The organism is Cryobacterium sp. TS_SC_7 (genome assembly GCF_056156285.1).
Map to the genome: position 1 here is coordinate 2,124,496 of NZ_CM149589.1, position 26,216 is coordinate 2,150,711.

The 26,216-nt window shown below is 69.2% G+C and carries 18 protein-coding genes; 14 read left to right on the plus strand and 4 right to left on the minus strand.

Features of this window, described 5'->3' with window-relative positions; all coding sequences use genetic code 11:
- Nucleotides 1-10 precede the first annotated feature (10 nt).
- A complete protein-coding gene (locus tag AC0J5J_RS09745) occupies nucleotides 11-1,192 on the minus strand; it encodes a glycerate kinase (RefSeq protein ID WP_474897770.1) in 1,182 nt (393 codons plus the stop codon).
- An 86-nt stretch (nucleotides 1,193-1,278) separates the two neighbouring features.
- Here AC0J5J_RS09745 and AC0J5J_RS09750 point away from each other — a divergent pair, with 86 nt between their 5' ends.
- Nucleotides 1,279-2,271 (plus strand): LLM class F420-dependent oxidoreductase, encoded by a 993-nt coding sequence (locus AC0J5J_RS09750; RefSeq protein ID WP_474897772.1) that lies wholly within the window; start codon nucleotides 1,279-1,281, stop codon nucleotides 2,269-2,271.
- Nucleotides 2,272-2,401: 130 nt separating this feature from the next.
- Nucleotides 2,402-3,634 carry a methyltransferase gene (locus tag AC0J5J_RS09755; protein WP_474897774.1) on the plus strand — a complete coding sequence of 411 codons (1,233 nt, stop codon included), beginning with the start codon at nucleotides 2,402-2,404 and terminating at the stop codon, nucleotides 3,632-3,634.
- Nucleotides 3,635-3,702: 68 nt separating this feature from the next.
- Here the strand turns inward: AC0J5J_RS09755 and AC0J5J_RS09760 are convergent, their stop codons facing one another.
- Nucleotides 3,703-4,095 carry a DUF1622 domain-containing protein gene (locus AC0J5J_RS09760; protein ID WP_134425877.1) on the minus strand — a complete coding sequence of 131 codons (393 nt, stop codon included), beginning with the start codon at nucleotides 4,093-4,095 and terminating at the stop codon, nucleotides 3,703-3,705.
- 337 nt (nucleotides 4,096-4,432) lie between these two features.
- Between AC0J5J_RS09760 and AC0J5J_RS09765 the strand changes: the two genes are divergently transcribed.
- From AC0J5J_RS09765 to AC0J5J_RS09795, 7 genes are all read left to right on the plus strand, one after another.
- Nucleotides 4,433-5,848 (plus strand): DUF6421 family protein, encoded by a 1,416-nt coding sequence (locus tag AC0J5J_RS09765; protein WP_474897775.1) that lies wholly within the window; start codon nucleotides 4,433-4,435, stop codon nucleotides 5,846-5,848.
- Between the two features lie 4 nt (nucleotides 5,849-5,852).
- Nucleotides 5,853-6,527 carry an SDR family NAD(P)-dependent oxidoreductase gene (locus AC0J5J_RS09770; protein ID WP_474897777.1) on the plus strand — a complete coding sequence of 225 codons (675 nt, stop codon included), beginning with the start codon at nucleotides 5,853-5,855 and terminating at the stop codon, nucleotides 6,525-6,527.
- 46 nt (nucleotides 6,528-6,573) lie between these two features.
- Nucleotides 6,574-7,458, plus strand: coding sequence for an ABC transporter ATP-binding protein (locus tag AC0J5J_RS09775; RefSeq protein ID WP_134425875.1), 885 nt, complete (start codon nucleotides 6,574-6,576; stop codon nucleotides 7,456-7,458).
- Complete coding sequence (locus tag AC0J5J_RS09780; protein WP_134425874.1) at nucleotides 7,455-8,585, plus strand: ABC transporter permease; 1,131 nt, start codon at nucleotides 7,455-7,457, stop codon at nucleotides 8,583-8,585. Before AC0J5J_RS09775 ends, AC0J5J_RS09780 begins: the two co-directional genes overlap by 4 nt.
- Nucleotides 8,586-8,617: 32 nt before the next feature.
- Nucleotides 8,618-9,706: a threonine aldolase family protein gene (locus AC0J5J_RS09785; RefSeq protein ID WP_174722440.1), complete on the plus strand. Its 1,089-nt coding sequence runs from the start codon at nucleotides 8,618-8,620 to the stop codon at nucleotides 9,704-9,706.
- Nucleotides 9,703-11,394, plus strand: a complete 1,692-nt coding sequence (locus AC0J5J_RS09790) for a long-chain-fatty-acid--CoA ligase (protein ID WP_474897779.1) — start codon at nucleotides 9,703-9,705, stop codon at nucleotides 11,392-11,394. The genes AC0J5J_RS09785 and AC0J5J_RS09790 overlap by 4 nt, the downstream gene beginning before the upstream one ends.
- Before the next feature lie 258 nt (nucleotides 11,395-11,652).
- Nucleotides 11,653-13,062, plus strand: a complete 1,410-nt coding sequence (locus tag AC0J5J_RS09795; RefSeq protein ID WP_134425872.1) for a dihydrolipoyl dehydrogenase family protein — start codon at nucleotides 11,653-11,655, stop codon at nucleotides 13,060-13,062.
- 146 nt (nucleotides 13,063-13,208) lie between these two features.
- On the opposite strand, the gene AC0J5J_RS09800 is transcribed toward AC0J5J_RS09795, so the two are convergent.
- Both AC0J5J_RS09800 and AC0J5J_RS09805 read right to left on the minus strand, forming a co-directional pair.
- Nucleotides 13,209-14,255: a zinc-dependent alcohol dehydrogenase family protein gene (locus tag AC0J5J_RS09800; RefSeq protein ID WP_134425871.1), complete on the minus strand. Its 1,047-nt coding sequence runs from the start codon at nucleotides 14,253-14,255 to the stop codon at nucleotides 13,209-13,211.
- 107 nt (nucleotides 14,256-14,362) lie between these two features.
- Nucleotides 14,363-16,552 carry an ATP-dependent Clp protease ATP-binding subunit gene (locus tag AC0J5J_RS09805; RefSeq protein WP_474897781.1) on the minus strand — a complete coding sequence of 730 codons (2,190 nt, stop codon included), beginning with the start codon at nucleotides 16,550-16,552 and terminating at the stop codon, nucleotides 14,363-14,365.
- Nucleotides 16,553-16,781: 229 nt separating this feature from the next.
- On the opposite strand from AC0J5J_RS09805, the gene AC0J5J_RS09810 reads away from it, so the two are divergent.
- From AC0J5J_RS09810 to AC0J5J_RS09830, 5 genes are all read left to right on the plus strand, one after another.
- Complete coding sequence (locus AC0J5J_RS09810) at nucleotides 16,782-18,212, plus strand: aminobutyraldehyde dehydrogenase (protein ID WP_134425869.1); 1,431 nt, start codon at nucleotides 16,782-16,784, stop codon at nucleotides 18,210-18,212.
- A 125-nt stretch (nucleotides 18,213-18,337) separates the two neighbouring features.
- Nucleotides 18,338-20,275 carry a primary-amine oxidase gene (locus AC0J5J_RS09815; RefSeq protein WP_474897783.1) on the plus strand — a complete coding sequence of 646 codons (1,938 nt, stop codon included), beginning with the start codon at nucleotides 18,338-18,340 and terminating at the stop codon, nucleotides 20,273-20,275.
- A gap of 39 nt (nucleotides 20,276-20,314) precedes the next feature.
- Nucleotides 20,315-21,202 carry a universal stress protein gene (locus tag AC0J5J_RS09820; RefSeq protein WP_166785591.1) on the plus strand — a complete coding sequence of 296 codons (888 nt, stop codon included), beginning with the start codon at nucleotides 20,315-20,317 and terminating at the stop codon, nucleotides 21,200-21,202.
- A gap of 16 nt (nucleotides 21,203-21,218) precedes the next feature.
- Nucleotides 21,219-22,772, plus strand: coding sequence for an APC family permease (locus AC0J5J_RS09825; RefSeq protein WP_134425866.1), 1,554 nt, complete (start codon nucleotides 21,219-21,221; stop codon nucleotides 22,770-22,772).
- 60 nt (nucleotides 22,773-22,832) lie between these two features.
- Nucleotides 22,833-26,159 (plus strand): DEAD/DEAH box helicase, encoded by a 3,327-nt coding sequence (locus AC0J5J_RS09830; protein ID WP_474897785.1) that lies wholly within the window; start codon nucleotides 22,833-22,835, stop codon nucleotides 26,157-26,159.
- Nucleotides 26,160-26,216 lie beyond the last annotated feature (57 nt).

The following is a 26,216-nucleotide window of genomic DNA, read 5'->3' on the forward strand; positions in this document are numbered from 1 at the left end:
CACCGCAGGCTCAGGCGCCCGTCGCCCAGCCTGCCTGAGCCCCGTGCGGCGTCCCGGCCGACCGTCCGAGGGCGAGGAGGCGGCACACCGTCGCGGCGGCCCGCTCGAGGTTCGCCGGGCCATCCGTCAGCGCCCGCGGCAGGTCGCTGACCTCCTGGAGGATCGGAACCAGCGCGGTGAAGCCCTGGTCGTAGAGCACGTCGGCCCCCGGTCCGACCCGGCCCGCGAACGCGATCACGGGCACGCCGTGGCGCGCGGCAGCCTCGGCCACCCCGAGCGGGGTCTTGCCGTGCAGGGTCTGCCCGTCGATGCTGCCCTCGCCGGTGAAGACGAAGTCGGCCCCGCTCAGGCGTTGCTCGAGGAGGGCCGCCTCCATCACCACCTCCACGCCGCGGCGCATGCGGGAGTCGAAGCAGGCGAGGAATGCCGCGCCGAGCCCGCCGGCCGCACCGGCGCCGGGCATCTCCGCCACGGAACGCCCGGAGTCCACGGCGAGCACATCCGCGTAGACCGTGAGGGCCGCCTCGAGGTCCCGCACGGCCTGCGGATCGGCGCCTTTCTGCGGACCGAAGATGGCGCTGGCGCCATCGGGGCCGAGCAGCGGGTTGGAGACGTCGCTCGCAATCTCGTACGCTGCGGACCGGGCCCGCGGGTCGAATCCTTCGAGGTCGATCGTGCTCAACCCGGCGAGCGCGGCGCCGCCGCCTGCCAGGTCGCGACCGTCCGCATCGAGCAGCCGCGCACCGAGGGCGTGCAGCATGCCGGCGCCCCCGTCATTGGTCACCGATCCGCCCAGGCCGACCACGAACCGGATCGCGCCGCGGTCGAGCGCGTCGGTGATGAGCTCCCCCACACCGAATGTGCTCGCGGTGCGCACGTCACGCTCCGCCGCCGCGACCAGGTGAATTCCGGCCGCCGCCGCGATCTCGATGATCGCCAGTCGATCGTCGGCCACGTAGCCGTAGGCCGCCCGCACCGGGCGACCGAGGGCATCCTGCACCTCGACCTCCACGATCTCGCCGCCGCTCGCGGTGACGAGCGCCTCCACGGTGCCCTCGCCGCCGTCGGCCATCGGCACCCGCACGCACTCGGCGGTCGGGAACACGGCACGGATGCCGCGCTCCAGGGCCGCGGCGGCCTCGGCGGCCGACATGGACTCCTTGAACGAGTCAGGGGCCAGAACGAACTTCATGGTGTTGATCCTCCCCGGTCTCGGGCAGACGCTGCAACCGTGTGACGCGCGCCAGGCATCCGCTGCCCAAGCGTAGGCTCGAAACCATGCGATTCGGACTCTTCATACCTCAGGGCTGGCGCCACGACCTGGTCGGCATCGACCCGGCCGAGCAGTGGGCGACCATGAGCGGCCTTGCCGCCCACGCCGATGCCGGCGAGTGGGAGTCGATCTGGGTGTACGACCACTTCCACACCGTGCCGGTGCCGAGCGAGGAGGCCACCCACGAGGCCTGGACGCTGATGAGCGCGTTCGCGGCCACCACGAAGCGAGTGCGCCTCGGCCAGATGTGCACCTGCATCAGCTATCGCAACCCGGCCTACCTCGCCAAGGTCGCGTCGACCATCGACGTGATCTCCGGTGGGCGCGTCGAAATGGGCATCGGCGCCGGCTGGTACGAACACGAGTGGCGCGCCTACGGCTACGGCTTCCCCCGCGCCGGCGAGCGCCTCGCCCGCCTCGACGAGGGCGTGCAGATCATGCGCCAGGCCTGGACCACCGGCACCGCCACCCTCGACGGACAGCACTACCAGGTGGACGGCGCCATCATGCGGCCGCTTCCCCTGCAGGATGGCGGCATCCCGGTCTGGATCGCCGGCGGCGGTGAGAAGGTCACCCTGAAGATCGCCGCGAAGTACGCGAACTACACCAACTTCGACGGCTCGCCCGAGGGCTTCTCGCACAAGAGCGAACTGCTCGAGGCGCACTGCCGGGCGGAGGGCACCGACTTCGGCGCCATCACCCGTTCGGCGAACTACAACACCGTGATCGGGGCCACGGAGGCCGAGGTCGCCGACCGACTCGACGCCATCCAGTCCCGCGTCGCCCCATATCTCGGCGAGGACGGCGCGGCCGACTTCATGACCGAGTACCGCAGCGGCGAAGCGCAGGGCGTCGGCACGCCGGAGCAGGTCGTCGAGCGCCTCAAGGGCATGAGGGAACACGGCCTCGGCTACGCCATCCACTACTTCCCGGAGGCCGCCTACGACCGCTCGGGCCTGGAGCTCTTCGAGCGCGAGGTCATGCCCGCCCTCCGATAGCCGATCGGGGCCGGCCGCACGCCAGCCCCACCCGCCGACATCGACACTCCCGGTCGACGTCGACCGGCACACGACTCGAACTCGACCGCACCGGTCGAACTCGGCGCGCTGGAGCGCGAGGATGGAACCCATGAGCAGCACGAACACCACCGCCGAGCCCGCCCGGATCACCTGGCAGGAGGATGGGCAGACCCGGTCGGCCCTCTGGCACTCGGAGAGCGGCTGGGCGCCGCCGCAACGCATCGTGATCGCCGACGACCAGCTGACCGCGGATGCCGCCTACCGCCTTGCGCGGAACGGCACCGGCATCCTCTGGCGCGGTGACTTCCACAATGCCCGGCAGTTGCTCACTGCTTTAGGCCGCCGCGTCGACCGCGGCCGGCCCGCGCCCACGACCGACCTGGCCGCGGCGTTCCGGCGCTACCGATCCGAGGCGCTGCGCCGGGCGCAGTTGCTCGGACTGCTGCTCGTGCCGCTCGACGCCGACTACACCGTGCCGCTTCGCCGCGCGCCCGATGTGCGGCGCGCCTGCACCGAAACCTACGGCCCGGCGACGGCTGCCTCGGTCACCGCCCTGCGCGAGCTCGTCGGCGTCATCGGGGCGCATGAGTGGCGCACGACCGGCGTCGACGTGCCCGCGCTCGGCGCCCGCATCCACCCGCACTACGGGGTCTTCTCGCCGGTGCGCGGCGAGTACCTCGACCTCGTCCACACGGCCCCGCTCCCGCCGGCGCGGGGTGCGACGGCCGGCGGTTCTGAGGCCGAGGCCGGCTCCAGCGCGGCGCCCGCCACCGCATTCGACATCGGCACGGGCACCGGGGTGATCGCCGCGTTGCTGGCGCGGCGCGGCATCCGTCATGTGGTCGGCACCGACCAGGAACCGCGGGCACTGGCCTGCGCGCGGGAGAACATCGAGCGGCTCGGGCTGGCCGGCACGGTCGAGATCATCCGGGCCGACCTGTTCCCCGCCGGGCGCGCCGACCTGGTGGTCTGCAACCCGCCGTGGATCCCCGCGTCCGCCGTCACTGCCACAGACTTCGCCGTCTACGACCCGGACAGCCGGATGCTGCGCGGCTTCCTGTCGGGGCTGGCCGACCACCTCGAAATGGCCGGGGAAGGCTGGCTCGTGCTCTCCGACATCGCCGAACACCTCGGCCTGCGCTCCCGCGGCGAACTCCTCGACCTGATCGAGGACGCCGGACTCGAGGTCGTCGCCCGCCTGGACACGAAGCCCGTGCACGGCCGCGCCGCCGACGCGTCCGACCCCCTGCACGCCGCCCGCTCGAAGGAGACGACGTCGCTCTGGCGGCTCCGGGCCGCCTCGGCGCCCGCTTTCCCCGCTTCCCCTCCCGACGCTCTGTGAACCGACACGTTTGAGGGGTTTCCGACCCGCGCCACCCCTCAAACATGTCGGTTCACGCGGCGATCGGGCTATTTGAGCGGATGCGACGTCGCGACGCCGTCCGGACCCCGGCCGGCCAGGCGCCAGCGGGACCAGGGCCAGGCGCCGTCCATCTCCACCTCGAGGGAGAAGCTGAGGAGCACCCGGATCACCACGATCGAGCCGAGTACCAGCACACTCTGCGGGGTCGGGTCCACCAGGATCGTGCGGATGATGTCGGCGACGATCAGCACTTCCAGTCCGAGCAGGATGGCCCGGCCGAGATTGCGGCGCAGCTGTGTGTAAGCACCCTGCCGGGTGTCGGCCCGGAGTGCCGCCGGAACGGCGGCGAGGAACGCGGCCGCACCGCCAAGCACCATGATGGCCGCACCGGCCGCCTCGACGACCCGAATGACCACCGCGATCACCTGCTCAAAGTCCATTGCCGGCGCCCCTCGCTCTGTGATTGCCCTGACGATACCGCGCCCCGGTCAAGCCTGTCGACACCGGCCGCGTCCCGGTCGCCACCCGGAGCGCCGCCCGGAGCGCCGCCCGGCGACAGTGCCCGTTCCGGTCGAGAGTGACCGGCGCAACGGACACTCTCGACCGAAACGGCGATTTCCGGCGCAGCGGCCCCGTCAATGCGGCGATTCGTTGCGGAAAGTAGCAAGAAAAAGCCGGTCGGGTCCCGATACTCTGGACGTTGGCGCCGACGCCGGTGCCATCACTACCCGCACACCCCGCCGCAACCGCGGCACTCACAAAGAACGGGAGGTTCCCATGTCGAATTATGTTGCGCACGAAGCACTGGTCGGTGAGCCCGAGGTTCTCGAGGATGCCGTCACCGACTCCGCCACCACCTCCGGCGCCGACCCGGCCACCCACCCGGCCTGGCTCCGCCTCAAGACCGCCGCCACCGCGCTGCAGGCCAGCCAGGTGCAGGACGGCTCGATCCCGATCGCCGCCGCCCACGCGGATGCCGCGGCTCACGTCGACGTGATCATCGCCGCCATCGACGAACTCGCCCCGCTGTTCCCGCACGACGACGCCTACCTCGCGGCGGTGAACATGGACTTCACCCGCTGGCGCACCGAGGGCTTCGGCGTGCCGGACTTCTTCGACTCCCTGATGGCGTTCCAGCCGCAGCGGAACCGACTCGACGGCATCCGTCATCTGGTCGTGTTCCCGATGTACACGCAGAACGGCAGCGCCAACCGCTTCGTCGAGGCCGTGCTGATCGAGGTCATCTGGCCGGAATTCATCGATCAGCTCGAGCAGGAGTACACGAACGGCCTGTTCGTGCCGATCAGGTTCCTCGATTTCACTCCCGGTTACGACACCAACTCGGCCGTCCTGTTCCCCGAGACCGTGGCGATGCGCGAGATCCCCACGTTCACCTGGGGTGCGATCTTCGCCGACCGCGAGGCCGCCCGGTTCCGCCGGGTGGTGCGCGCGGCCGCCGAGATCACCCGCCTCGAACTGCCCGCCGACGCGGCGGCGCTGCTCGACGACCAGCACCTGACCGAGGAAACCTTCGTCATGTGGGACCTCATCCACGACCGCACGCACATGCGCGGCGACCTGCCGTTCGACCCGTTCATGATCAAGCAGCGGATGCCGTTCTTCCTCTATTCGCTCGAGGAACTACGCTGCGACCTGACCGCTTTCCGCGAATCGGTGACGATCGAGCGCGACGAGAACGCCAGCCCGGAGGCCCGCACGCACGCGAAGCTCGTGCAGTACGCCGTGATCTTCGACCGGATCTTCCGGTTCGCGATCAGCGGCTCCCGGGTGCGCAACTACGACGGCCTCGGCGGGCAGCTGCTCTTCGCCTGGATGCACCAGCACCACGTACTGCACTGGACCGACACCCGGCTCACCTTCGACTGGGACGCCGTGCCCGACGTGGTCATCGCGCTCGGCAAGCAGATCGACGACCTCTACTGGGCGTCGATCGACCGGCCGAAGAAGTCCCACTGGCTGGCCGCCTACGAGATGATCGCCGAGACGCTCACGCCGAACCCGGCGTCGCAGTGGGCCCGGGGCCTGCCGCTGGACGTGCTCGCCGGCCCGCCGAAGGGGTACACCGACCTGGTCCTCGACGACGAGTTCCCGCTGTCGATGTTCTTCGAGGCGCTCGACAAGAAGATGAAGCCCGTGATCGAGTCGACCGCCGGGCTCACCGGGCGTGACTGACGACGTGACTGACACCACTGCGCGGCCTGCCGTCGCCGGTCGCACCGTGCTCATCGCCGGTGCGACCAGCGCGGCCGGCCGCGCTGTCGCCTCCGCGCTGACGGATGCCGGCGCGCACGTGATCGCGGTCGGCTCCAACGCCGAGCGCTTGCGGGGCCTTGCCGCCGAGGTCCCCGGCGCCGAGACGTACGTCTGTGACCTCGGTGATTTCGCGCAGGTCACGGCTCTGGCCGAAGCCGTGCGCGCCGACCACGGACCCATCGACGGCCTGATCCACCTCGTCGGCGGCTGGCGCGGCGGCGGCGGACTGGCCGGCCAGTCCGACGAGGACTGGGACTTCCTGCACACCCACGTCGTCACAACGCTCCGCAACACCACCCGCGCGTTCAACGACCATCTGCTGGCCTCGCCGGCCGGCCGGCTGGCGATCGTCTCGTCGGTGTCGGTCGACAAACCGGCTCCCGGCGGCGCGAACTATGCCGCCGCGAAGGCCGCCGCGGAGACCTGGACCCGCGCGGTCGGCCAGGGCTTCGCCAAGGCGAGCACGGATGCCGCGGCGGTCATCTTCGTCGTGCGGGCCCTCGCCGGGCTGGAAACCGAGCTCGCGACCGCGGTCGGCGGCCTGTGGGACGTGCCCGCCGCATCCGTCAACAACTCCCGCGTTCTGCTGGCCCCCTGATCCGGCGGCGCGATAGCGTGGACAGCACGGCTACGGAGGGGTAGGCATGCTCGAGATCAGGAACGTGAACAAGCACTACGGCACCCGGCAGGTGCTGAACGGGGTGAGTTTCGGCGTCGAGAGCGGTCGCCTGACCGGGTTCGTCGGGGCGAACGGCGCCGGCAAGACCACCACCATGCGGATCATCCTGGGGGTGCTGTCGGCCGACTCCGGCACGGTGCTGCAGGACGGCGTGCCCCTGACCAGCGACGACCGCCGCCGTTTCGGTTACATGCCGGAGGAGCGCGGCCTCTATCCGAAGATGAAGGTCGGCGAGCACCTCGTCTACCTGGCGCGGCTGCACGGGCTGAGCCCGGCATCCGCCCGTCGCAACACCGCCGAGCTGCTCGATCGGCTCGGCCTCGGCGAGCGCGCCGGCGACCTGGTGCAGTCCCTCTCGCTCGGCAACCAGCAGCGTGCCCAGATCGCGGCCGCACTCGTGCACGACCCGGAGTTCCTCGTGCTCGACGAGCCGTTCTCCGGCCTCGACCCGATCGCGGTGGAGGTGGTCATGAGCGTACTCTCCGGCTTCGCCGCCCAGGGCGCGCCGGTGCTGTTCTCCTCGCACCAGCTCGACATCGTCGAGCGCCTCTGCGACGACGTCGTGATCATCGCCGACGGCCAGATCCGGGCCAACGGCCCTCGTGAGCAGCTGCGCGAACAGCACAGCAGCCCCCGGTTCGAGCTCCGCACCGCGGTCGACGCGGAGTGGATCCGCTCCGTGCCCGGCATCTCCGTGCTCGACCTCTCCGACGGCGTCGCCGTGTTCGAGGCCGCAACGGATGCCGCCAGCCAGGCCGTCCTGCGCCAGGCCCTCGACCGCGCGCCGGTCACGTCGTTCAGCCAGCAGCGGCCGAGCCTCGCCGCCATCTTCAAGGAGGTCGTGCAGTGAGCACCCCGCAGAACAGCCGCGTCCAGGCGCGCCCCCGCGTCCCTGCCCCCAGCTTCGCCCGGAGCGTGTGGCTCGTCGCCACCCGCGAGATCATCGCCCGGCTCCGCAGCAAGGCGTTCCTGATCTCGACCGGGCTGCTGCTGCTGATCTCGATTGGTTCCGTCGTCGCCGGCGGCATCGCGAGCCAGAACCAGAGCCTGCCCCGGGTGGCCGTGGTCGGCTCCGCCACCCAGATCATCGAGCGGACCGAGGCGTTCCGCATCGTGGAAGCGGATGACGTCGCGGCCGCCGAGAAGCTCGTGCGCGCCGGAGACGTCTCCGCGGCCGTCGTACCGGCCACAGGAGAGGCTGATCCCCTCGGCGTGCGCATCATCGCCCTGGACTCCCCACCGCTGGACGTTCTCGGCACCCTGAGCGTGTCCCCCGCGGTGAGTCTGCTCGATCCGGCCCCGCAGAGCGGCGGCCTGGTCTACCTCGTCTCCCTGGGCTTCGGACTCGTCTTCTTCATGTCCGCCATCACGTTCGGCTCGACCATCGCGCAGAGCGTGGTGGAGGAGAAGCAGACCCGGGTCGTCGAGATCCTGATGACCACCATCCCCGTTCGCGCCCTCCTCGGCGGCAAAGTGGTGGGCAACAGCATCATGGCCTTCGGTCAGATCGTCGCGATCGGCGCTCTGGTCTCGATCGGCATGGCCATCACCGGCCAGAGCGGGCTGCTGGGCACCGTCGGGCCGTCGATCGTCTGGTTCGCCGTGTTCTTCGCGTTCGGCTTCGTCATGCTCGCGGCACTCTTCGCCGCGACCGCCTCGATGGTCTCCCGTCAGGAAGACGTGGGCTCGGCCACCTCACCCGTGCTCTTCCTCGTGATGATTCCCTATTTTCTGGTGATCTTCTTCAACGACAACGCCGCCGTGCTCGCCGTGATGTCCTACATCCCGTTCTCGGCGCCGGTCGGCATGCCGATGCGGATCTTCCTCGACACCGCGCTCTGGTGGGAACCGCTGCTCTCCCTGGCCATCCTGCTCGTCTCGACGGTCGTCGTGATCCTGCTGGGCTCGCGCATCTACTCGAACTCCCTCCTGCGCATGGGTGCCCGCGTCACCTTCCGGCAGGCCCTGCGCGGCTGACCCGGCCGGGCGCACAGAAGGCGGGCAGACGGATGCGCGAAGATGGAGTGGTGACTCAACTTCATGACCTTTCTTCGCGCGGATTCGCCTCGGACAACTACTCCGGGGTGCATCCCGAGATTCTCGAGGCGATCGTCGCCGCAAACGGCGCGCACCAGATCGCCTACGGCGAAGACGTGTACACCGCACGGTTGCAGGAGGTCTTCGCCCTGCACTTCGGCGCCGGCGTCGAAGCCTTCCCCGTCTTCAACGGCACGGGCGCCAATGTGATCGGGCTGCAGTCGATGCTGCCGCGCTGGGGCGCCGTGATCTGCGCATCCACCGCCCATATCAACACGGATGAGGCGGGCGCGCCCGAAAAGGTGGCCGGCATCAAGCTCCTCACCGTCGACACCCCCGACGGCAAGCTCACCCCCGCGCTGATCGACCAGCAGGCGTGGGGCTGGGGCGACGAGCACCGGGCCCAGCCGCTGGTCGTGTCGATCACGCAGACCACCGAGCTCGGCACCGCGTACACGGTCGACGAAGTGCGCGCCATCGCCGACCACGCCCACGCCCACGGCATGAAGCTGCACATGGACGGCGCCCGGCTGTCCAACGCGGCCGCCTCTCTGGGCCTGCCGTTCCGCGCCTTCACCCGCGACGCCGGCGTCGACGTGCTCAGCTTCGGCGGCACGAAGAACGGCATGATGTACGGCGAGTGCGTCGTGGTGCTGAACCCGGAGGCATCCGCGGGTCTGATCTACCTGCGCAAACTGAACATGCAACTGGCCTCGAAGATGCGCTTCATCTCGGCCCAGCTGATCGCGCTGCTCGGCGGCGACCTGTGGCTGCGGAATGCCGGCCACGCCAACGCCATGGCCAGGCGGATGCGCACCGCCCTCGAGTCCGGCATCGCGGCCGGCGAGATCGAGGGTCTGTCCTTCACCCAGAACACCCAGGCCAACGCCGTCTTCGCGATCCTGCCCCCCGGCGTGGCCGATCGCCTCCGCGGGCACTTCCGGTTCTACGATTGGAATCCCGCGACCAACGAGGTGCGTTGGATGTGCGGGTTCGACACCGAGGAGGCCGACATCGACGCATTCGTCGCGGCCCTGATCCGAGAGTTGGCCGCCCGATGAACGTCTTCGAGAACAAACCCTGGCTCGGCTCGTACGCCCCCGGGGTGCCAAGCACCATCCAGGAACCGACCGACACGCTGTCCGACATGATCGAGACCTCTGCGCGCCGGTTCGGCCCCAAGGTGGCCCTCGACTTCTTCGGCGCCACCACCACGTACTCCGAGCTCGACGAGCAGATCTCCCGCGCCGCGAACGGGCTGCTGCGCCTCGGCGTGAAGCCGGGCGACCGGGTGGCCCTGGTGCTGCCGAACTGCCCCCAGCACGTGGTGGCCTTCTACGCCGTGCTGCGGCTCGGCGCCATCGTCGTCGAGCACAACCCGCTCTACACCGAGCGTGAGCTCCGGCACCAGTTCGAGGACCACGGCGCCCGCATCGCCATCGTCTGGGACAAGATCTATAAGACCGTCACCGATTTTCCGGCCGACCTCGGCCTGCGCACCGTGATCGCGGTCAACCTGACCGAGGCGATGCCGCTCGCCAAGCGGCTCCTGCTCAAGCTGCCGATCAACAAGGCCCGCGAGTCCCGCGCCGCCCTGACGTCGGGTCCGCTGGGCAAGGATGCCTTCACCTGGGCCGGCATCGTCGGCTCACGCAAGCTGCGCGCGAGCCACCCGCGCCCGAAGGTCACCGACACGGCCGCGCTCCAGTACACCAGCGGCACCACCGGCACCCCGAAGGGCGCCATCCTCAGCCACTTCAACCTGCGCTCGAATGCCTTGCAGGGCGAGGCGTGGGTGCAGGGGCTGCGCCCCGGTGAGGAAGTCTTCTACGCGGTCCTGCCCATGTTCCACGCCTACGGGCTGACCCTGTGCCTGACGTTCGCCATGGCCACCGGTGCACGGCTGGTGCTTTTCCCCAAGTTCGAGGAGGGTCTGCTGCTGGATGCGGCCAAGCGAACCCCGCCCACGTTCATGCCGGCCGTCCCGCCGATCTACGACCGGCTCGTGACGGCCGCCGCGAAGCAGAATGTGAGCCTGCGCAGCATCCGTTTCGCCATCTCGGGCGCGATGAGCCTGCCGGTGTCGATCGTCGAACGCTGGGAGTCCGCCACCGGCGGGCTGCTGGTCGAGGGCTATGGCATGACCGAGGCCTCGCCCATCGCCGTGGGAAACCCGATGGGCCCGACCCGGCGCCCTGGCACGGTGGGCGTGCCGTTCCCGAGCACGGAGATCCGCGTGGTGGACCCCGACGACCCCACCGTGAACCGCGGCATCGAAGAAGAGGGCGAGCTGCTCATCCGCGGCCCGCAGGTCTTCTCCGGATACTGGGACCAGCCCACCGAGACCGCGAAGACGCTGCTTGACGGCGGCTGGCTGCGCACCGGTGACATCGTGCGGGTCTCGGCCGACGGCTTCGTCACGGTCGTCGACCGCATCAAGGAGCTCATCATCACCGGCGGCTTCAACGTGGCACCCTCCGAGGTCGAGGCTGCCCTGCTGTCGCATCCGGATGTCGCCGACGCCGCCGTCGTCGGGCTGCCGAGCACGAACGGCGGCGAAGACGTCTCCGCAGCGGTCGTGCTGTCGCCCGGCGCCACCCTCGACGTGGCCGCCCTCCGCACCTATTGCCGCACACGGCTCTCCGCCTACAAGGTGCCGCGCACGATCGTGGAGGTCGACGAGCTGCCCCGGTCGTTGATCGGCAAGGTGTTGCGCCGCGAGGTGCGTGCCGGCCTGATCAAGGAGTAGCCGCGCGCGCCTGATCGCACCACCCCGCTGATCGAGCCGCCCCCGTGATCGAGCCACCCCGGTGATCGAGCCGCCCCGGTGATCGAGCCTGTCGAGATCCCCGCCCCACTGATCGAGCCACCCCGGTGATCGAGCCTGTCGAGATCCCCCCCCCCGGCACAGTAACTCCCCAGCCCCATCCGGTAAAAAGGTCTTCCGACTGAAGCGCCCGGCACACCGTCCGCGCGGCACCAGCAGTGAACACGGGTGGAGCCCACGATGACCGAAACAAAACCCGATCACTTCGATGTCGTCGTCATCGGCGCAGGTCCGGCCGGGACGGCCGCGGCGCTCCGGGCCGCCGAGCTGGGAGCCCGGGTTGCCGTTGCCGAGGCTGACCGGCTCGGTGGCACCTGCGTGAACACGGGCTGCGTGCCAACGCGGGTGCTCGCCAAGGCGGCGCGACTGATGCGCGAGGTTCGCACAGCGGACACCTACGGAATCGTGGTCAACGACCCGCATATCGACTGGGCGACCATGGTCGATCGGGTGCAGTCGCGGGTGGACAAGGTGCGCTCGATCAAGAGCGAGGCCGAGCGTTTCGCCGACGCGGGAATCGAACTGGTGCTGGAAGGTCGGGCGCGTTTCATCGATCCGCACTCCGTGGTCCTGGACACCGGCCGGATCCTCACCGCCGACACGTTTCTGGTCTGCGTCGGCGGGCACTCCCGTCGACTCCCCGTGCCGGGAGCGCACCTGGCGACCGTCCCGGAAGACATCCTGAACCTGCCGGAACTGCCTGCACGGGTCGCCGTGATCGGCGCCGGCAACACCGGCGCGCAACTCGTCACGGTGTTCAATTCGTTCGGCTCGGCCGTGACCGTGCTCGACGTCGCGCCGCGCATCCTGACGGCGTCGGATTCCGACATCTCCGCCCTGGTGTCGGCGGCGTTCCGTCGGCAGGGCGTGGCCGTGCACACGGGCATTGAAACGGTCACGGGGATCGAGCAGGAATCCGACGGATCCCTCACCCTGTCCTGGCGCGAGAACGGAACGGACCAGTCCTCCGGCTTCGACGCCGTCATCATGTCCACGGGCTGGCCGGCGGATGTCGACGACCTGGGGCTCGACAAGGCCGGCATCACCACGGCGCGTTCGGCGATCCCGGTGGACCTGTACTTTCGCAGTGAGGTGTCCCACATTTTCGCGGTCGGCGACGCCAACGGACGGGACATGCTCGTGCAGGCCGCCCAGTTCGAAGGTGAGGCTGCGGCCGAGAACGCGGTGCTGGGCGCCAACCGCAGAACACCGCACCACCTGCTCCCCGCCGGCGGATTCACCGACCCCGACTACGCCGGAGTGGGGTTCACCGAGGAGGAGGCGAGGGCTCGGGACCCGCACTGCGTCGTTGCGACCGTGCCCTATATCGAACTCGACCGCGCGGTGATCGACGGCCGGGAACCCGGGTTCCTCAAGCTGATCGCCGACCGGCGGCGGGAATTGATCCTCGGCGCCCATGCCACCGGGGAGAACGCGGTCGAGGTGATCCAGTCGGTGACGACGGCGATGGCCGCCGGCGTCGACGTCGCCACCCTGGCCGGGGTGCGCTTCGCCTATCCCACCTATAGCGCGGTCATCGGCCTGACCGCGCGTCGACTCCTGCTGGAGCAGCCGACACCTCCCCGCTGACGCTCACGCTGCTTCGACCCGTCGGCCATCGTTGACGAGGCCACCCTGCCCACCGACCAGCGACAGCCGCGAGAGCGCGAAAATTGCCCCCTCACGAGTCGTGAGGGGGCAATTTTTGCGCTCTCGCGAGCGGGGTTACGGAACGGCTACGGGCGCAGCAGCACCTTGATGGCGCGGCGCTCGTCCATGGCGGCGTACGCCTCGGCGACCTCGGACAGCGGCAGCTGCAGGTCGAACACGCGGCCGGGGTTGATGGCGCCCGAGAGCACCTCCGGCAGCAGCTCTTCCACATAGCCGCGAACGGATGCGACGCCGCCGTTGAGCCCGACGTTGCGCCCGAACAGCGGGCGGACCTCGATCGGTCCACCGGTGGGCACGCCGACGTAGCCGACCATTCCACCGGGTCGGGCCGACGCGATGGCCTGCTCCATCGATTCCTTCGTGCCGACGCACTCGAGCACGCAGTCTGCGCCGATGCCGTCGAAGAGCTCACGGATGCGGGCCACGCCGGCCTCGCCGCGCTCCTCGACGATGTCGGTCGCGCCGAACTCGCGGGCCACGACCTGGCGCTCGGGGTGACGGGACATGGCGACGATACGGGATGCCCCGAGCCGCTTGGCCGCGATGATGGCGCAGAGGCCCACGGCGCCGTCGCCCACGACGACCACGGTACTGCCGGTCGTCACGCCGGCGGAGACCGCGGCGTGGTGGCCGGTGCCCATGACGTCGGCGAGGGTGAGGAGACCGGGCACCTGGGCATCCGTGGGCATCGTCGGCGTCGCCACAAGCGACCCGTCGGCGTGCGGCACGCGCACCTTCTCGCCCTGGGCGCCGTCGGCGAAGCCGCCGAGCTGGTCGTCCGCGCCCCACCATCCGCCGTGCAGGCAGGACGTGCTGGTGCCGTTCTGGCAGTTGATGCAGGTGTTGTCGCAGTCGTAGAACGGCGCGATGACGAAGTCGCCGACCTTGACCCGGCTGACGTCGGCGCCGATTTCCTCGACGATGCCGACGAACTCGTGGCCGATGCGTTTGGGTTCATCGGTGGGCTGGATGCCCCGGTAGGGCCAGAGGTCCGAGCCGCAGACGCAGGCTGCGACGACACGCACGATGGCGTCACCGCCGGTGGAGAGAATCGGATCGGGTACTTCTTCGAGGCGGATGTCCCGTTCCCCGTAAATCACTGTTGCACGCATGGTTCGAGCCTAGGCCAGCCTCCTGACCGTCACCGGGTCAGGGGGCTCGTTCCGCCGTATTCCCGCCGGATTCCGCTGGACGCGGAACCCGGCGGGAATGCCCGAATCTACAGCAGCGCGTCGTCGTCGAGATCGGCCGGGTCCACCGCCAGCACCGGGGCGGATGCGACGCTGAGCGACTCCCCGTCCGGGGCCAGGTCCACGCGCACCGTGTCGCCGTCCCGCACGGCCCCGGACAGGATCGCGGTCGCCAGGCGGTCGTCGATCTCGGTCTGCATCAGCCGCCGCAGCGGGCGCGCCCCGTAGATCGGGTCGTAGCCGCGCTCGGCCAGCCAGGTGCGGGCATCCGGGGTCACGCCCAGCTCGAGCCGGCGCTCGACCAGCCGCTTCTCCAACCGGTCCACCATCAGGCCGACGATCTGGCCGAGGTCCTCCATCGACAGCGTCTGGAACACCACGATGTCGTCGAGGCGGTTGACGAACTCGGGCTTGAACGTCTGGCGCACGAGCGTCTGCACGGCCGCTTCCTTCTCGTCCCGGCTCAGCACCGGGTCGATCAGGAACGCCGACCCGAGGTTCGAGGTCAGCACCAGGATCGTGTTGCGGAAGTCCACGGTGCGGCCCTGGCCATCCGTGAGCCGGCCGTCGTCGAGCACCTGCAGCAAGACGTCGAAGACCTCCGGATGCGCCTTCTCCACCTCGTCGAACAGGATCACCGAATACGGGCGGCGGCGCACGGCCTCGGTCAGCTGACCACCCTGTTCGTAGCCGACATAGCCGGGAGGGGCCCCCACCAGGCGGGACACGGAGAACTTCTCCCCGTATTCGCTCATGTCGATGCGCACCATGGCTTTTTCGTCGTCGAAGAGGAACTCGGCGAGCGCCTTCGCGAGTTCGGTCTTGCCCACGCCGGTCGGCCCGAGGAAGAGGAACGAACCGGTCGGCCGGTCCGGGTCCGAGATGCCGGCCCGGCTGCGGCGCACGGCGTCGGCGACCGCGCGCACGGCCTGCCGCTGCCCGACCAGGCGGTGCCCGAGTTCCGCCTCGAGGTTCAGTAGTTTCTCCGTCTCGCCCTGCAGCAGCCGGCCCACCGGGATGCCCGTCCACATCGCGACCACGGCGGCGATGTCCTCGGAGGTGACCTGATCGTTGACCATGCGCGGGCCGTCGGACTCGGCCTGCTCGGCCGCGGCGAGTTCCTTCTCCATCTTCGGGATGTCGCCGTAAAGCAGCCGGGATGCCTTCTCCAGGTTGCCCTCGCGTTCGGCCCTGTCGGCCCCGCTGCGCGCGGTGTCGAGCCTCTCCTTGAGCTCGCCGACGCGGTTGAGGGAGGCGCGTTCCTTGTCCCAGCGCGCCTGCAACTCGGTCAGTTTCAGTTCGCGTTCGGCGAGGTCCCCGCGCAGCTTCTCCAGCCGCGCCTTGGAGGCGTCGTCCTTCTCCTTCTTGAGTGCGAGCTCCTCCAGCTTGAGCCGGTCCACGCTGCGCCGCAGCTCGTCGATCTCCACCGGGGCGGAGTCGATCTCCATGCGCAGCCGGCTGGCTGCCTCGTCGATCAGGTCGATGGCTTTGTCGGGCAGCTGGCGGGCCGTGATGTACCGGTTGGAGAGGGATGCCGCGGCGACCAGCGCCGAGTCCGCGATCGACACCTTGTGGTGGGCCTCGTAGCGCTCCTTCAGCCCGCGCAGGATGGCGACGGTGTCTTCCACGCTCGGCTCGTCGACCAGCACCGGTTGGAAGCGGCGCTCGAGGGCAGCATCCTTTTCAATGAATTCGCGGTACTCGTTCAGGGTGGTGGCGCCGATCAGGCGCAGCTCGCCGCGCGCGAGCATGGGCTTGAGCATGTTGGAGGCAGCCACGGAGCCCTCGCCGCCGCCGGCACCCATCAGGGTGTGCAGCTCGTCGACGAAGGTGATGATCTGCCCCTCGGCGTCGTTGATCTCCTTGAGCACGGCCTTGAGCCGTTCCTCGAACTCGCCGCGGTACTTCGCCCCGGCCACGAGCGCCGCCAGGTCGAGAGACACCAGCTGTTTGCCCTTGAGGGAGTCGGCCACGTCACCGGCCACGATGCGCTGGGCCAGCCCCTCCACCACGGCGGTCTTGCCCACGCCGGGTTCCCCGATCAGAACGGGGTTGTTCTTGGTGCGCCTGGTGAGTACCTGGCTGACCCGGCGAATCTCGGCGTCGCGGCCGATCACCGGGTCGAGCTTGCCGCTCTTGGCGATCTCGGTGAGATTGACGCCGTACTGTTCCAGCGCCGTCTTGGCCTCGTCCTGGGGCGGTTGCTGACCTGCTTGCATCGGAAGATCCTCTCTCGGGCCGGCCGCTCTCGCTGCAGGTCGGTGGAAAAGCTGAGTCTGATGGACTCAAGTTTAGGTGACATCACGCCGGCGCGCCAGCGGTCCGGCGGCAGGCGGAGGTTCGCCCCTGTGAACCCATTTCCTCCCGGGGTATCCGGATTCCGCTGTCAGATGCCATACTTACCGAACTAAAGACCCGTTTCTACACTCAGCGCAGAGGATCAGGCCCGTGGCTACCCCCACCCTTAAAAACTTCGTCAATGGCCGCTTCATCGATCCCGCCGGCACCGAGTTGCTCGACATCGTCGATCCCACCACGGGCAACCTGGTTGCCCGGGCCCCGGTCTCGACCGTTGCCGACGTCGACGCCGCGATGACCGCCGCGAAGACCGCCTTCCGCACCTGGGGCCGCACCACGCCGTCCGAACGGCAGCGCGCGCTGCTGCGCCTCGCCGACGCGATCGACGCCGAGAGCGACGCCATCGTGGAGGCCCAGCACCGCAACACGGGCCAGCCCCGTGCCACGATCGCGGCCGATGAGGTCGCGGCCGGCGCCGACCAGCTGCGCTTCTTCGCGGGCGCCGCCCGCCTGCTTGAAGGCAAGTCGGCCGGTGAATACCTGCCGGGCATGACCTCCTGGGTGCGCCGCGAGCCGATCGGCGTGGTCGGGCAGGTCACCCCGTGGAACTTCCCGTTCCTGATGGCGATCTGGAAGATTGGACCGGCACTGGCGGCCGGCAACACCCTCGTGCTCAAGCCCAGTGACACCACCCCCGAGTCGACCCTCGAACTCGCCCGGATCAGCCAGGGCATCCTTCCCGACGGCGTGATGAACATCGTTCTCGGCAACGGCGGCACCGGGGCCGCGATCGTCGAGCATCCGGTGCCCGGCCTGGTTTCGATCACCGGCAGTGTACGGGCCGGCATGGCCGTGGCCGCAGGCGCGGCCAAGACGCTCAAGCGGGCGCACCTCGAACTCGGCGGCAAGGCGCCTGCCCTGGTCTTCGCCGGTGTGGACGTCGCGAAGACCGCTGCCGCCATCGCGGACTTCTCCTTCTACAACGCCGGGCAGGACTGCACAGCCATCACCCGTGTGCTCGTGCACGAGTCCATTCACGACGAGTTCGTCGACGCCTTCGTCGCCGAGGCCCGCAGCCGCACCACCGGCTCAGGCGACGACACCGACAACTACTTCGGACCGCTCAACAACGTCAACCACTTCGGCGACGTCGTGCGGAAGGTCGCCGCGCTGCCCGACCACGCCGTCATCGCCACCGGTGGTCACCAGGTCGGCACCGCGGGCTTCTTCTTCGAGCCCACCGTCGTCACGCAGGTGCGCCAAACGGATGCGATCGTGCAGGAGGAAACGTTCGGCCCGGTGATCACCGTGCAGTCCTTCGCCTCGGAAGAGGAAGCGGTCACCCTCGCGAACGACGTCAACTATGCCCTCGCCTCGAGTGTGTGGACCCGCGACCACGCCACGGCCATGCGGGTCTCCCGTGACCTCGACTTCGGCGCGGTGTGGATCAACACCCACATCCTGCTCACCGCCGAGATGCCCCACGGCGGCTTCAAGCAGTCCGGTTACGGGAAGGACCTATCGATGTACGGCGTCGAGGACTACACCCGAATCAAGCATGTGATGAGCTCGCTGGAGTAACGCGGGTCTCGACAGGCTCGACCACCGGGTCTCGACAGGCTCGACCACCGGGTCTCGACAGGCTCGACCACCGACAGGCTCGGGTCTCGACAGGCTCGACCACCGACCAGAACAGGGGACCATCGATGACATTCCATCCGCTCGACCCGCTGTCCGCCACGGAGTTCACCGCCGCGGTCGCCATCCTCGCCCGCGAGCGCGGCGTCGCCGACGGCTGGCGGTTCGCCTCGATCGAGCTGGTCGAGCCCACCCGGAACGCCGTCGCCGCGTTCGAGGCCACGGGCGTGGTTCCCGACCGCCGGGCGCGCCTGGTCGTGCTGAACCGGGCCGAGAACACCACGTGGGTGGGCGTGGTGTCGCTCACGACCGACGCCGTGCTGGACTGGGACACCGTGCCCGGGGTGCAGGCCAACTTCACCGTCGACGAGTGGGAGGAAGCCGACGCCGCCCTCCGCGCGCATCCCGACGTGATCACCGCCCTCGCCCGCCGGGGCGTGACCGACCTCGACCTGGTCTTCATCGACACCTGGACCTACGGCGACGCCGTCATCCCCGACCGCTACCGCGGCCGTCGCCTGGGCTGGTCGGATGTCTGGGTGCGGGCCTCCACAGAAGCCAACCCCTACGCGGGCCCGGTCAGCGGCCTGCACTTCGTGCTCGACATGAACACCATGGAACTGCTCGAGGTCGAAGACTCGTTCACGGTCGACCCGCCGGAGGGCATGGGTGAATACGTGCCGCACCTGGTGCCCCGGCGCATCCGGGATCGCGGCGAGCGCCCGGCGCTGACCCCGCTCGACGTGGTGCAGCCCGACGGCCCGAGCTTCACGCTCGACGGCAACCTGGTGCAGTGGCAGAACTGGTCGCTGCGGGTGGGCTTCAATTACCGCGAGGGCATGACCCTGCACAACGTGGGCTACCGCGACGGCGGCCGGGTGCGCCCGATCGCCAATCGGCTGTCGTTCGCGGAGATGGTCGTGCCCTACCGCGACCCCAGCGTGGATCACTTTCGCCGCACCGCCTTCGACATCGGCGAGTGGGGTCTGGGCTTCATGACCACCTCCCTTGAACTGGGCTGCGACTGCCTCGGTGAGATCCGCTACCTCGACGCCGTGCTGCACAACAGCAAGGGCGAGCCGTACAGCATCCCGAACGCGTTCTGCATCCACGAGGAAGACAACGCCGTGCTCTGGAAGCATGTCGACCACAACGGCGGCGCCGAGGTGCGACGGATGCGCCGGCTCGTCGTGTCCTTCCACGTGACGGTCGCGAACTACGAGTACCTCGTCTATTGGCGCTTCTACCAGGACGGCAACATGGAGTGCGAGGTGCGCGCCACCGGGATCATGGTGGTGACCCACCTCGACGAGGGCCAGCCCCACCCCAACGGAACCCTCGTCGACACCCGCACCTACGCCCCGTTCCACCAGCACTTCATCGTGGCCCGGATGGACCTCGACGTCGACGGGCCGGAGAACACGGTGTTCCGCACCGAGACCAGGGCCGAGCCGATCAGCGCCGCGAACCCGCTCGGCCTCGCGATCACCCAGCAGAACACCCCGATCGAGACCGAGGGCTTCGACGACTTCAACTGGGACACCCAGCGGGCCTGGAAGGTCGTGAACGAGAACTCGTTCAACGGCCTCGGCACCCCCGTCTCCTACAAACTGGTGCCGGGCGGAGCCATCCCCTCGTTCTTCGACCCGGCCGCGCCCGCACTCCAACGCGCCCAGGTGATCGGGCACACGGTCTGGGTCACCCCCACCGACGAGGCCGAGCGGTGGCCGTGCGGCGAGTTCGTGAACCAGAGCGCGGTGGACCACGGTCTGCCCGAGTGGATCAAGGCGCGCCGACCAGTGCGCAACGCCGACCTCGTGCTCTGGTACGTTTTCGGCATCCACCACATCACTAGGCCGGAAGAATGGCCGATCATGCCGGTCGACACCGTGTCGTTCTGGCTCAAGCCGGTCGGTTTCTTCGACCGAAACCCGTCGCTCGACGTGGAACCCAGTCCGGCGCACTGCGCACCGGACGAGCACACCGGGCACCCGCATGAACACTGACCAGTGCGACACCCGTCGCGAACCGAGGGAGAGACCCGCGTGACCCGAGTACCCAATTATGTCGTCGCCTACGAAGCGACCGAGCGGGGCAATGACACCGTCGAGCTGGGTGTCGCGCTGGCGCGCCTGACCCGCTCCGAGCTGCGTCTGTGCCTCGTGCTCCCCCATCACTCATCCACCGTGCCGGCCCGGGTCGGCGCCGTCTCCTCCCCCGATTACCAGGCGCTGCTGGAGGAGCAGTCCCTCGAATGGCTCGAACAGGGCCTGGCGCGAGTCCCCGCCGATGTGATCGCCACCACGCACCTGCTCTACGCCGAGTCCACCACCGAGGGGCTGCTGCAGGCTGCCCGCACCTTCGACTCGGACCGCATCGTCGTCGGGGCCTCGCGCCGTGGCCTGATGAACCGATTCACGATCGGCAGCGTGGCGAACGCCCTTCTGCACTCCTCTCCCGTGCCGGTCGCGCTCGCTCCGCGCGGCTACAAGGCGCCCGCGCAGCTGACCCGGATCACGTGCGCCATCGGTACCCGGCCCGGCTGGAGGACACTGCTCGACTCCCTGCTGGCCTTCTCCGAGGACCTCACCGTGGATCTGCGCTTCGTCACCCTCGTCGAGGTCGACGCCGGTCGCCGGCACCCGGCCGAGCAGGCCGAGAGTCAGACCCACCTGGCCGAGGTGCTGGAGTATTTCCAGAGCCGGTCCACGGCGCACGGCGCCATCAGCACCGAGGTTGCCTCCGGGCACAGCGTCGAAGCCGCCGTCGAGGCTCTCGACTGGCAGCCCACCGAGGTTGCCTTCGTCGGATCCAGCCGCCTGGCCCAGCCCACCACGATTTTCCTCGGCATCACCGCGCACCGCATGCTGCACGCGCTCCCCGTTCCCCTCATCGTGGTTCCCACCGGCACTGACGCCCGTAAGCCGCACTGACCCTAAGGACAGTCCTATGACTAGCCAATCTCCTCCCTCGGGCTCGACGCCCGGAACCTCCACCCTCAGCGGCGGCCTGTCCGAGAAGGGCCTCAGCGCCGGCTCGATCGGCCTGCTCGGCGCCACGGTCATCGGCATCTCATGCATCGCGCCGGCCTACACCCTGACGGCTTCCCTCGGCCCGACGGTCGCGGCCGTCGGCACCCAGATGCCGGGCATCTTCCTGGTCGGGTTCATCCCGATGCTGCTGGTGGCGCTCGGCTACCGGGAGCTCAACAACGCCATGCCGGATGCCGGCACCTCCTTCACCTGGGCCACCCGCGCCTTCGGGCCGTGGGTGGGCTGGATGGGCGGCTGGGGTCTGATCGTGGCGACCGTGGTCGTGCTCTCCAACCTCGCCGGAGTCGCCGTCGATTTCTTCTATCTCATGCTCGCCCAACTGTTCGGCAACCCGGGCCTCGCCGACCTCACCAACAACGTGCTGATCAACGTGCTCACCTGTCTGGTGTTCATGGTCGCGGCCGCCTACATCTCCTATCGCGGCATGGAGACCACCAAGGCCGTGCAGTACGTGCTCGTCGCCTTCCAACTGGTTGTGCTGGTCTGGTTCAGCGTGGCCGCCCTGACCCAGGTCGCCGAGGGCACCGCCTTCGACGCCCTCGCGTTCAGCGCCGATTGGTTCAACCCGTTCCTCACCCCCTCGTTCACGGCATTCGCGGCCGGGGTCTCACTCTCGATCTTCATCTTCTGGGGCTGGGACGTCACCCTGACCATGAACGAGGAGACCAAGAACCCGAAGACCACCCCCGGGCGTGCGGCAACGCTGACCGTGGGCGTCATCTTCGCGCTCTACATCCTCGTGGCCATCGCCACCCTGATGTTCTCCGGCATCGGCGCCGGCGAATTCGGGCTCGGCAACGAGGAGATCCAGGGCAACGTGTTCGCCGCCCTGGCCGGGCCGGTGATGGGTCCCTTCGCCATCCTGATGTCGCTGGCCGTGCTGTCCAGCTCGGCCGCGTCGCTGCAGTCGACCTTCGTCGGTCCGGCACGCACCATGCTCTCGATGGGCCACTACCAAGCGTTCCCGAAGCGCTTCGCCTCGATCAGCCCGCGCTACAAGTCCCCGGCCTTCGCCACCGTGATGGCAGGCGCTGTGGCCTGGGGCTTCTACGCGATCATGCGCGTGCTCAGCACCGATGTGCTCACCGACACGATCCTCACCCTGGGCATGATGATCTGCTTCTACTACGGGGTCACCGCGTTCGCCTGCGTCTGGTATTTCCGGGACTCTCTGCGCGGCCCCCGGGCCATCCTGCTGAAGCTGCTGGCGCCGCTGATCGGCGGGGTCATCCTGCTGGTCATCTTCGCGACCACGCTGTACGACAGCATGAACCCGGACTACGGCAGCGGATCGAACATCGGCGGAGTCGGGCTGGTGTTCATCCTGGCGATGGTGCTGTTCATCGGCGGCATTGTGCTGATGCTCGTCCAGCACCGCATCAACCCTGCCTTCTTCCAGGGCAAGACCCTGACGAAGGGGTCCGCCAAGGAACACGGGCACGTGGAGTAGCCCACGGATGCGTCCGGCCGGGCCTGCCCCGGCCGGACGCATGGGAGAATGGTGCCCGCCATGGCCCACACGCTCAGCTCCCACGACATCGCGCTCCTCGTGGGCAGCCAGGCCTTCTCGCGCGGCGAGCGCTATCTGCGCAACGGCCACGTCGAGGCGGAGACCTGGTTCGGTTCCGGCACCCAGCTGTTCGGCACGGTTCGCGGTTCGCGGCCCACGCCCTATTCGGTGACCGTTTCGTTCACGCTCGATTCCGCGGGTGCGGCGGTGCGGGCATCCGGTGTCTGCACCTGCCCGGTGAAGCGCAATTGCAAGCATGTCGCCGCACTGCTGCTCGGCAGTCAGGGCGGAGTTCCGGGACGCAGCCGCGGCGGGGTCGCCGCCGACCCCGACTTTCCCGCCAGTGGCACCGCCGATCGCCGGCACCAACCCGGCACGGCCACCGGCTCCGATGCCGGCTATCCCGCGCGCGCAGCGTGGCGCAGCGCGCTGGCTCCGCTGGCCCGACCGGTTGCCGCGCCGGCGTTCGACACCCGGCTCGCCCTCCAGTTCCAGCTCCTCGCTCCCGAGAACGGACGTTTCCCCGGCCGGCCGGGGCTGCGCCGGCTCGCGGCGCGGCCCGTGATGATGGGCAAGCAGGGCAAGTGGATCCGGGGCAGCATCACCTGGGAGAACCTGACCACCGACGGTTCGCTCGATCGCGGCCAGCTGCGCGTGCTCTCCGCGCTGTACGCGCTGCAATACGCGGATCGGCCGTACTACTTCGGCGCCACCCAGTGGATCCCGGTCGACGCGTTCCCCGACCGGGCGCTCTGGACCCTGCTCGACGACGCGGCGAACGCCGGCCTTCCCCTGATCGCCGCCACCCTGGAACAGCACCCCGTTCTCGTCTCGCCCGTGCCTGCGAGCCTGGAACTGGACATCCGCCGCTCGGCCGACGGGTTGACGTTGCGACCGACCCTGCTGCTGGGCGACGAGTCGCACCTTCCGGGAACCTTCGGCTTCATCGGTGACCCGGCCCATGGCGTCTACACCTGGGCACCGAACGTCGGCAGCGACTCCCCGCAGATCACCCTGGCCCCCCTGGCGGGCGAGATCAGCCGGGAGCTCACAGCCATGGCCACCTCCGCCGGCATCAACGTGCCCCGCTCCGACGAAGCCGACTTCCTGGCCGAGTTCTACCCCTTCCTCCGCAACCGGGTCACCGTGACCAGCCGCGACCTGTCGTTCGCCCTGCCCGAGACTCCGCAGCCGGTGCTGGCCTTGACCATCACCCATCAGACGGATGCCCGCATCACCCTGCACTGGGCCTGGCACTACCCGGATTACGACCAGCCGCTCCGCCCGGTGCCCGGCGACATCCGTTATCGCGACGACGGGCGCGAGGGGCAGATCCTGCACGGGGTGCACGGTCTGCTGTCGCCCGTACCGGCACTGATCGGTCAGCGGAACGGCTTACCGGTACTGATCGAGCGGGCCACTCTGTCCGGTTCCGCCATGCTCGGCTTCCTCGACACGATCGTGCCGACCCTGGCGGCCGCCCCGCATGTCACGGTGCTGGTCGCGGGTGACGCGACGGAGTACCGCCGGGCCGACGCGGCCCCGGTGATCACGATGGGCACCACCGAACGTGCGGACGACCGGGACTGGTTCGACCTGCAGGTATCGGTCAGCATCGACGGCGAGGAGATCCCGTTCGACAGCCTGTTCCGGGCGCTGGCCTCCGGTCAGCAGCTGATGATCCTGCCGAGCGGCACGTGGTTCAGCCTTGACCGTCCCGAACTGCACACGCTCCGCCGGCTGATCGAGGAGGCCCGCGGGCTGCAGGACGCCGGCGCCGATTCCCTGGGGATCAGCCCGTTCCAGGCTGATCTCTGGGAGGAGCTGCAGGCCCTCGGAGTCGTCGCCGGGCAGGCGGCCGCGTGGCGCGACACCGTGTCCGGGCTCACCGATGTCGCCCGGATCCCGGTCCAGGCGCTGCCGGCCGGCGTCGACGCCACCCTGCGCACCTACCAGCAGGCCGGTTTCGAGTGGTTGAGCTTCCTCTACGACCATCACCTGGGCGGCATCCTCGCCGACGACATGGGGCTCGGCAAGACCCTGCAGGCCATCGCGCTGATGGAACGCGTGCGGGAACAGCCCGGGGCGAGCGCGCCGTTCCTGGTGGTGGCGCCCACCAGCGTCGTCTCCAACTGGGCCGCGGAATGCGCTCGGTTCGCGCCGGGCCTGCGGGTCGCCGCGATCACCGAGACCGCCGGCAAGCGCAGCACCACCCTGGCCTCGCTGCACGAAGGCGCCGACGTCGTCGTGACCTCGTACACGCTCTTCCGCCTCGATTTCGACGATTACCAGGCCCTGGCCTGGTCGGGGCTCCTGCTGGATGAGGCCCAGTTCGTGAAGAACCGCAAATCCCGCGCCCACCAGTGCGCCCGGCGCCTGGACACCCCGTTCAAGCTGGCGATAACCGGCACGCCGCTGGAGAACAACCTGATGGAGTTCTGGTCCCTGCTCTCGATCACGGCACCGGGGCTGTTCCCCAGCCCGGGTCGCTTCGGCGACTACTACCAGAAACCGATCGAGAAGGATGCCGACGGTGACCGGCTCGACCAGCTGCGCCGGCGCATCCGCCCGTTCATGCTGCGCCGCACGAAGGAGCAGGTGGCCGGCGATCTGCCCGCCAAGCAGGAGCAGGTGCTCGAGCTCACACTGCACCCGAAGCATCGCTCGGTGTACGACACGCACCTGCAGCGGGAGCGACAGAAGGTGCTCGGCCTGATCGACAACCTGAACACGAACCGGTTCGAGATCTTCCGCTCGCTCACCATGCTGCGCCAGCTCAGCCTCGACGCGAGTCTCTACGACGAGAAGTACGGCGACATTCCCTCGACCAAGCTCGACGTGCTGCTCGAGCTGCTGGAGGACATCGTGGCCGGCGGACACCGCACGCTCATCTTCAGCCAGTTCACCCAGTACCTGGCCAAGGCCCGCGCGCGCCTTGACGCCGCCGGCATCAGCTACTCCTACCTCGACGGCAAGACCCGCAACCGGGCGCAGGTCATCAGCGACTTCAAGACCGGCGACAACGCGGTGTTCCTGATCAGCCTGAAGGCCGGCGGTTTCGGCCTCAACCTGACCGAGGCCGACTACGCCATCCTTCTCGACCCGTGGTGGAACCCCGCCACCGAGGCGCAGGCCGTGGACCGCATGCACCGCATCGGGCAGACGAAGAACGTCTTCGTCTACCGGCTGGTCTCCCGCGACACGATCGAGGAGAAGGTGATGGCCCTCAAGGCCACGAAGGCCCGCCTGTTCGAGAGCGTGATGACGGATGGCCCCGCGCACGGAACCGCCCTGACCGCCACCGACATCCGCGAGCTTCTGGCGTAGCGCGCCCGCGCCCGCACCCGTGGCTGCACGAGAACGGCACCGGGCACGCGAGTAGGC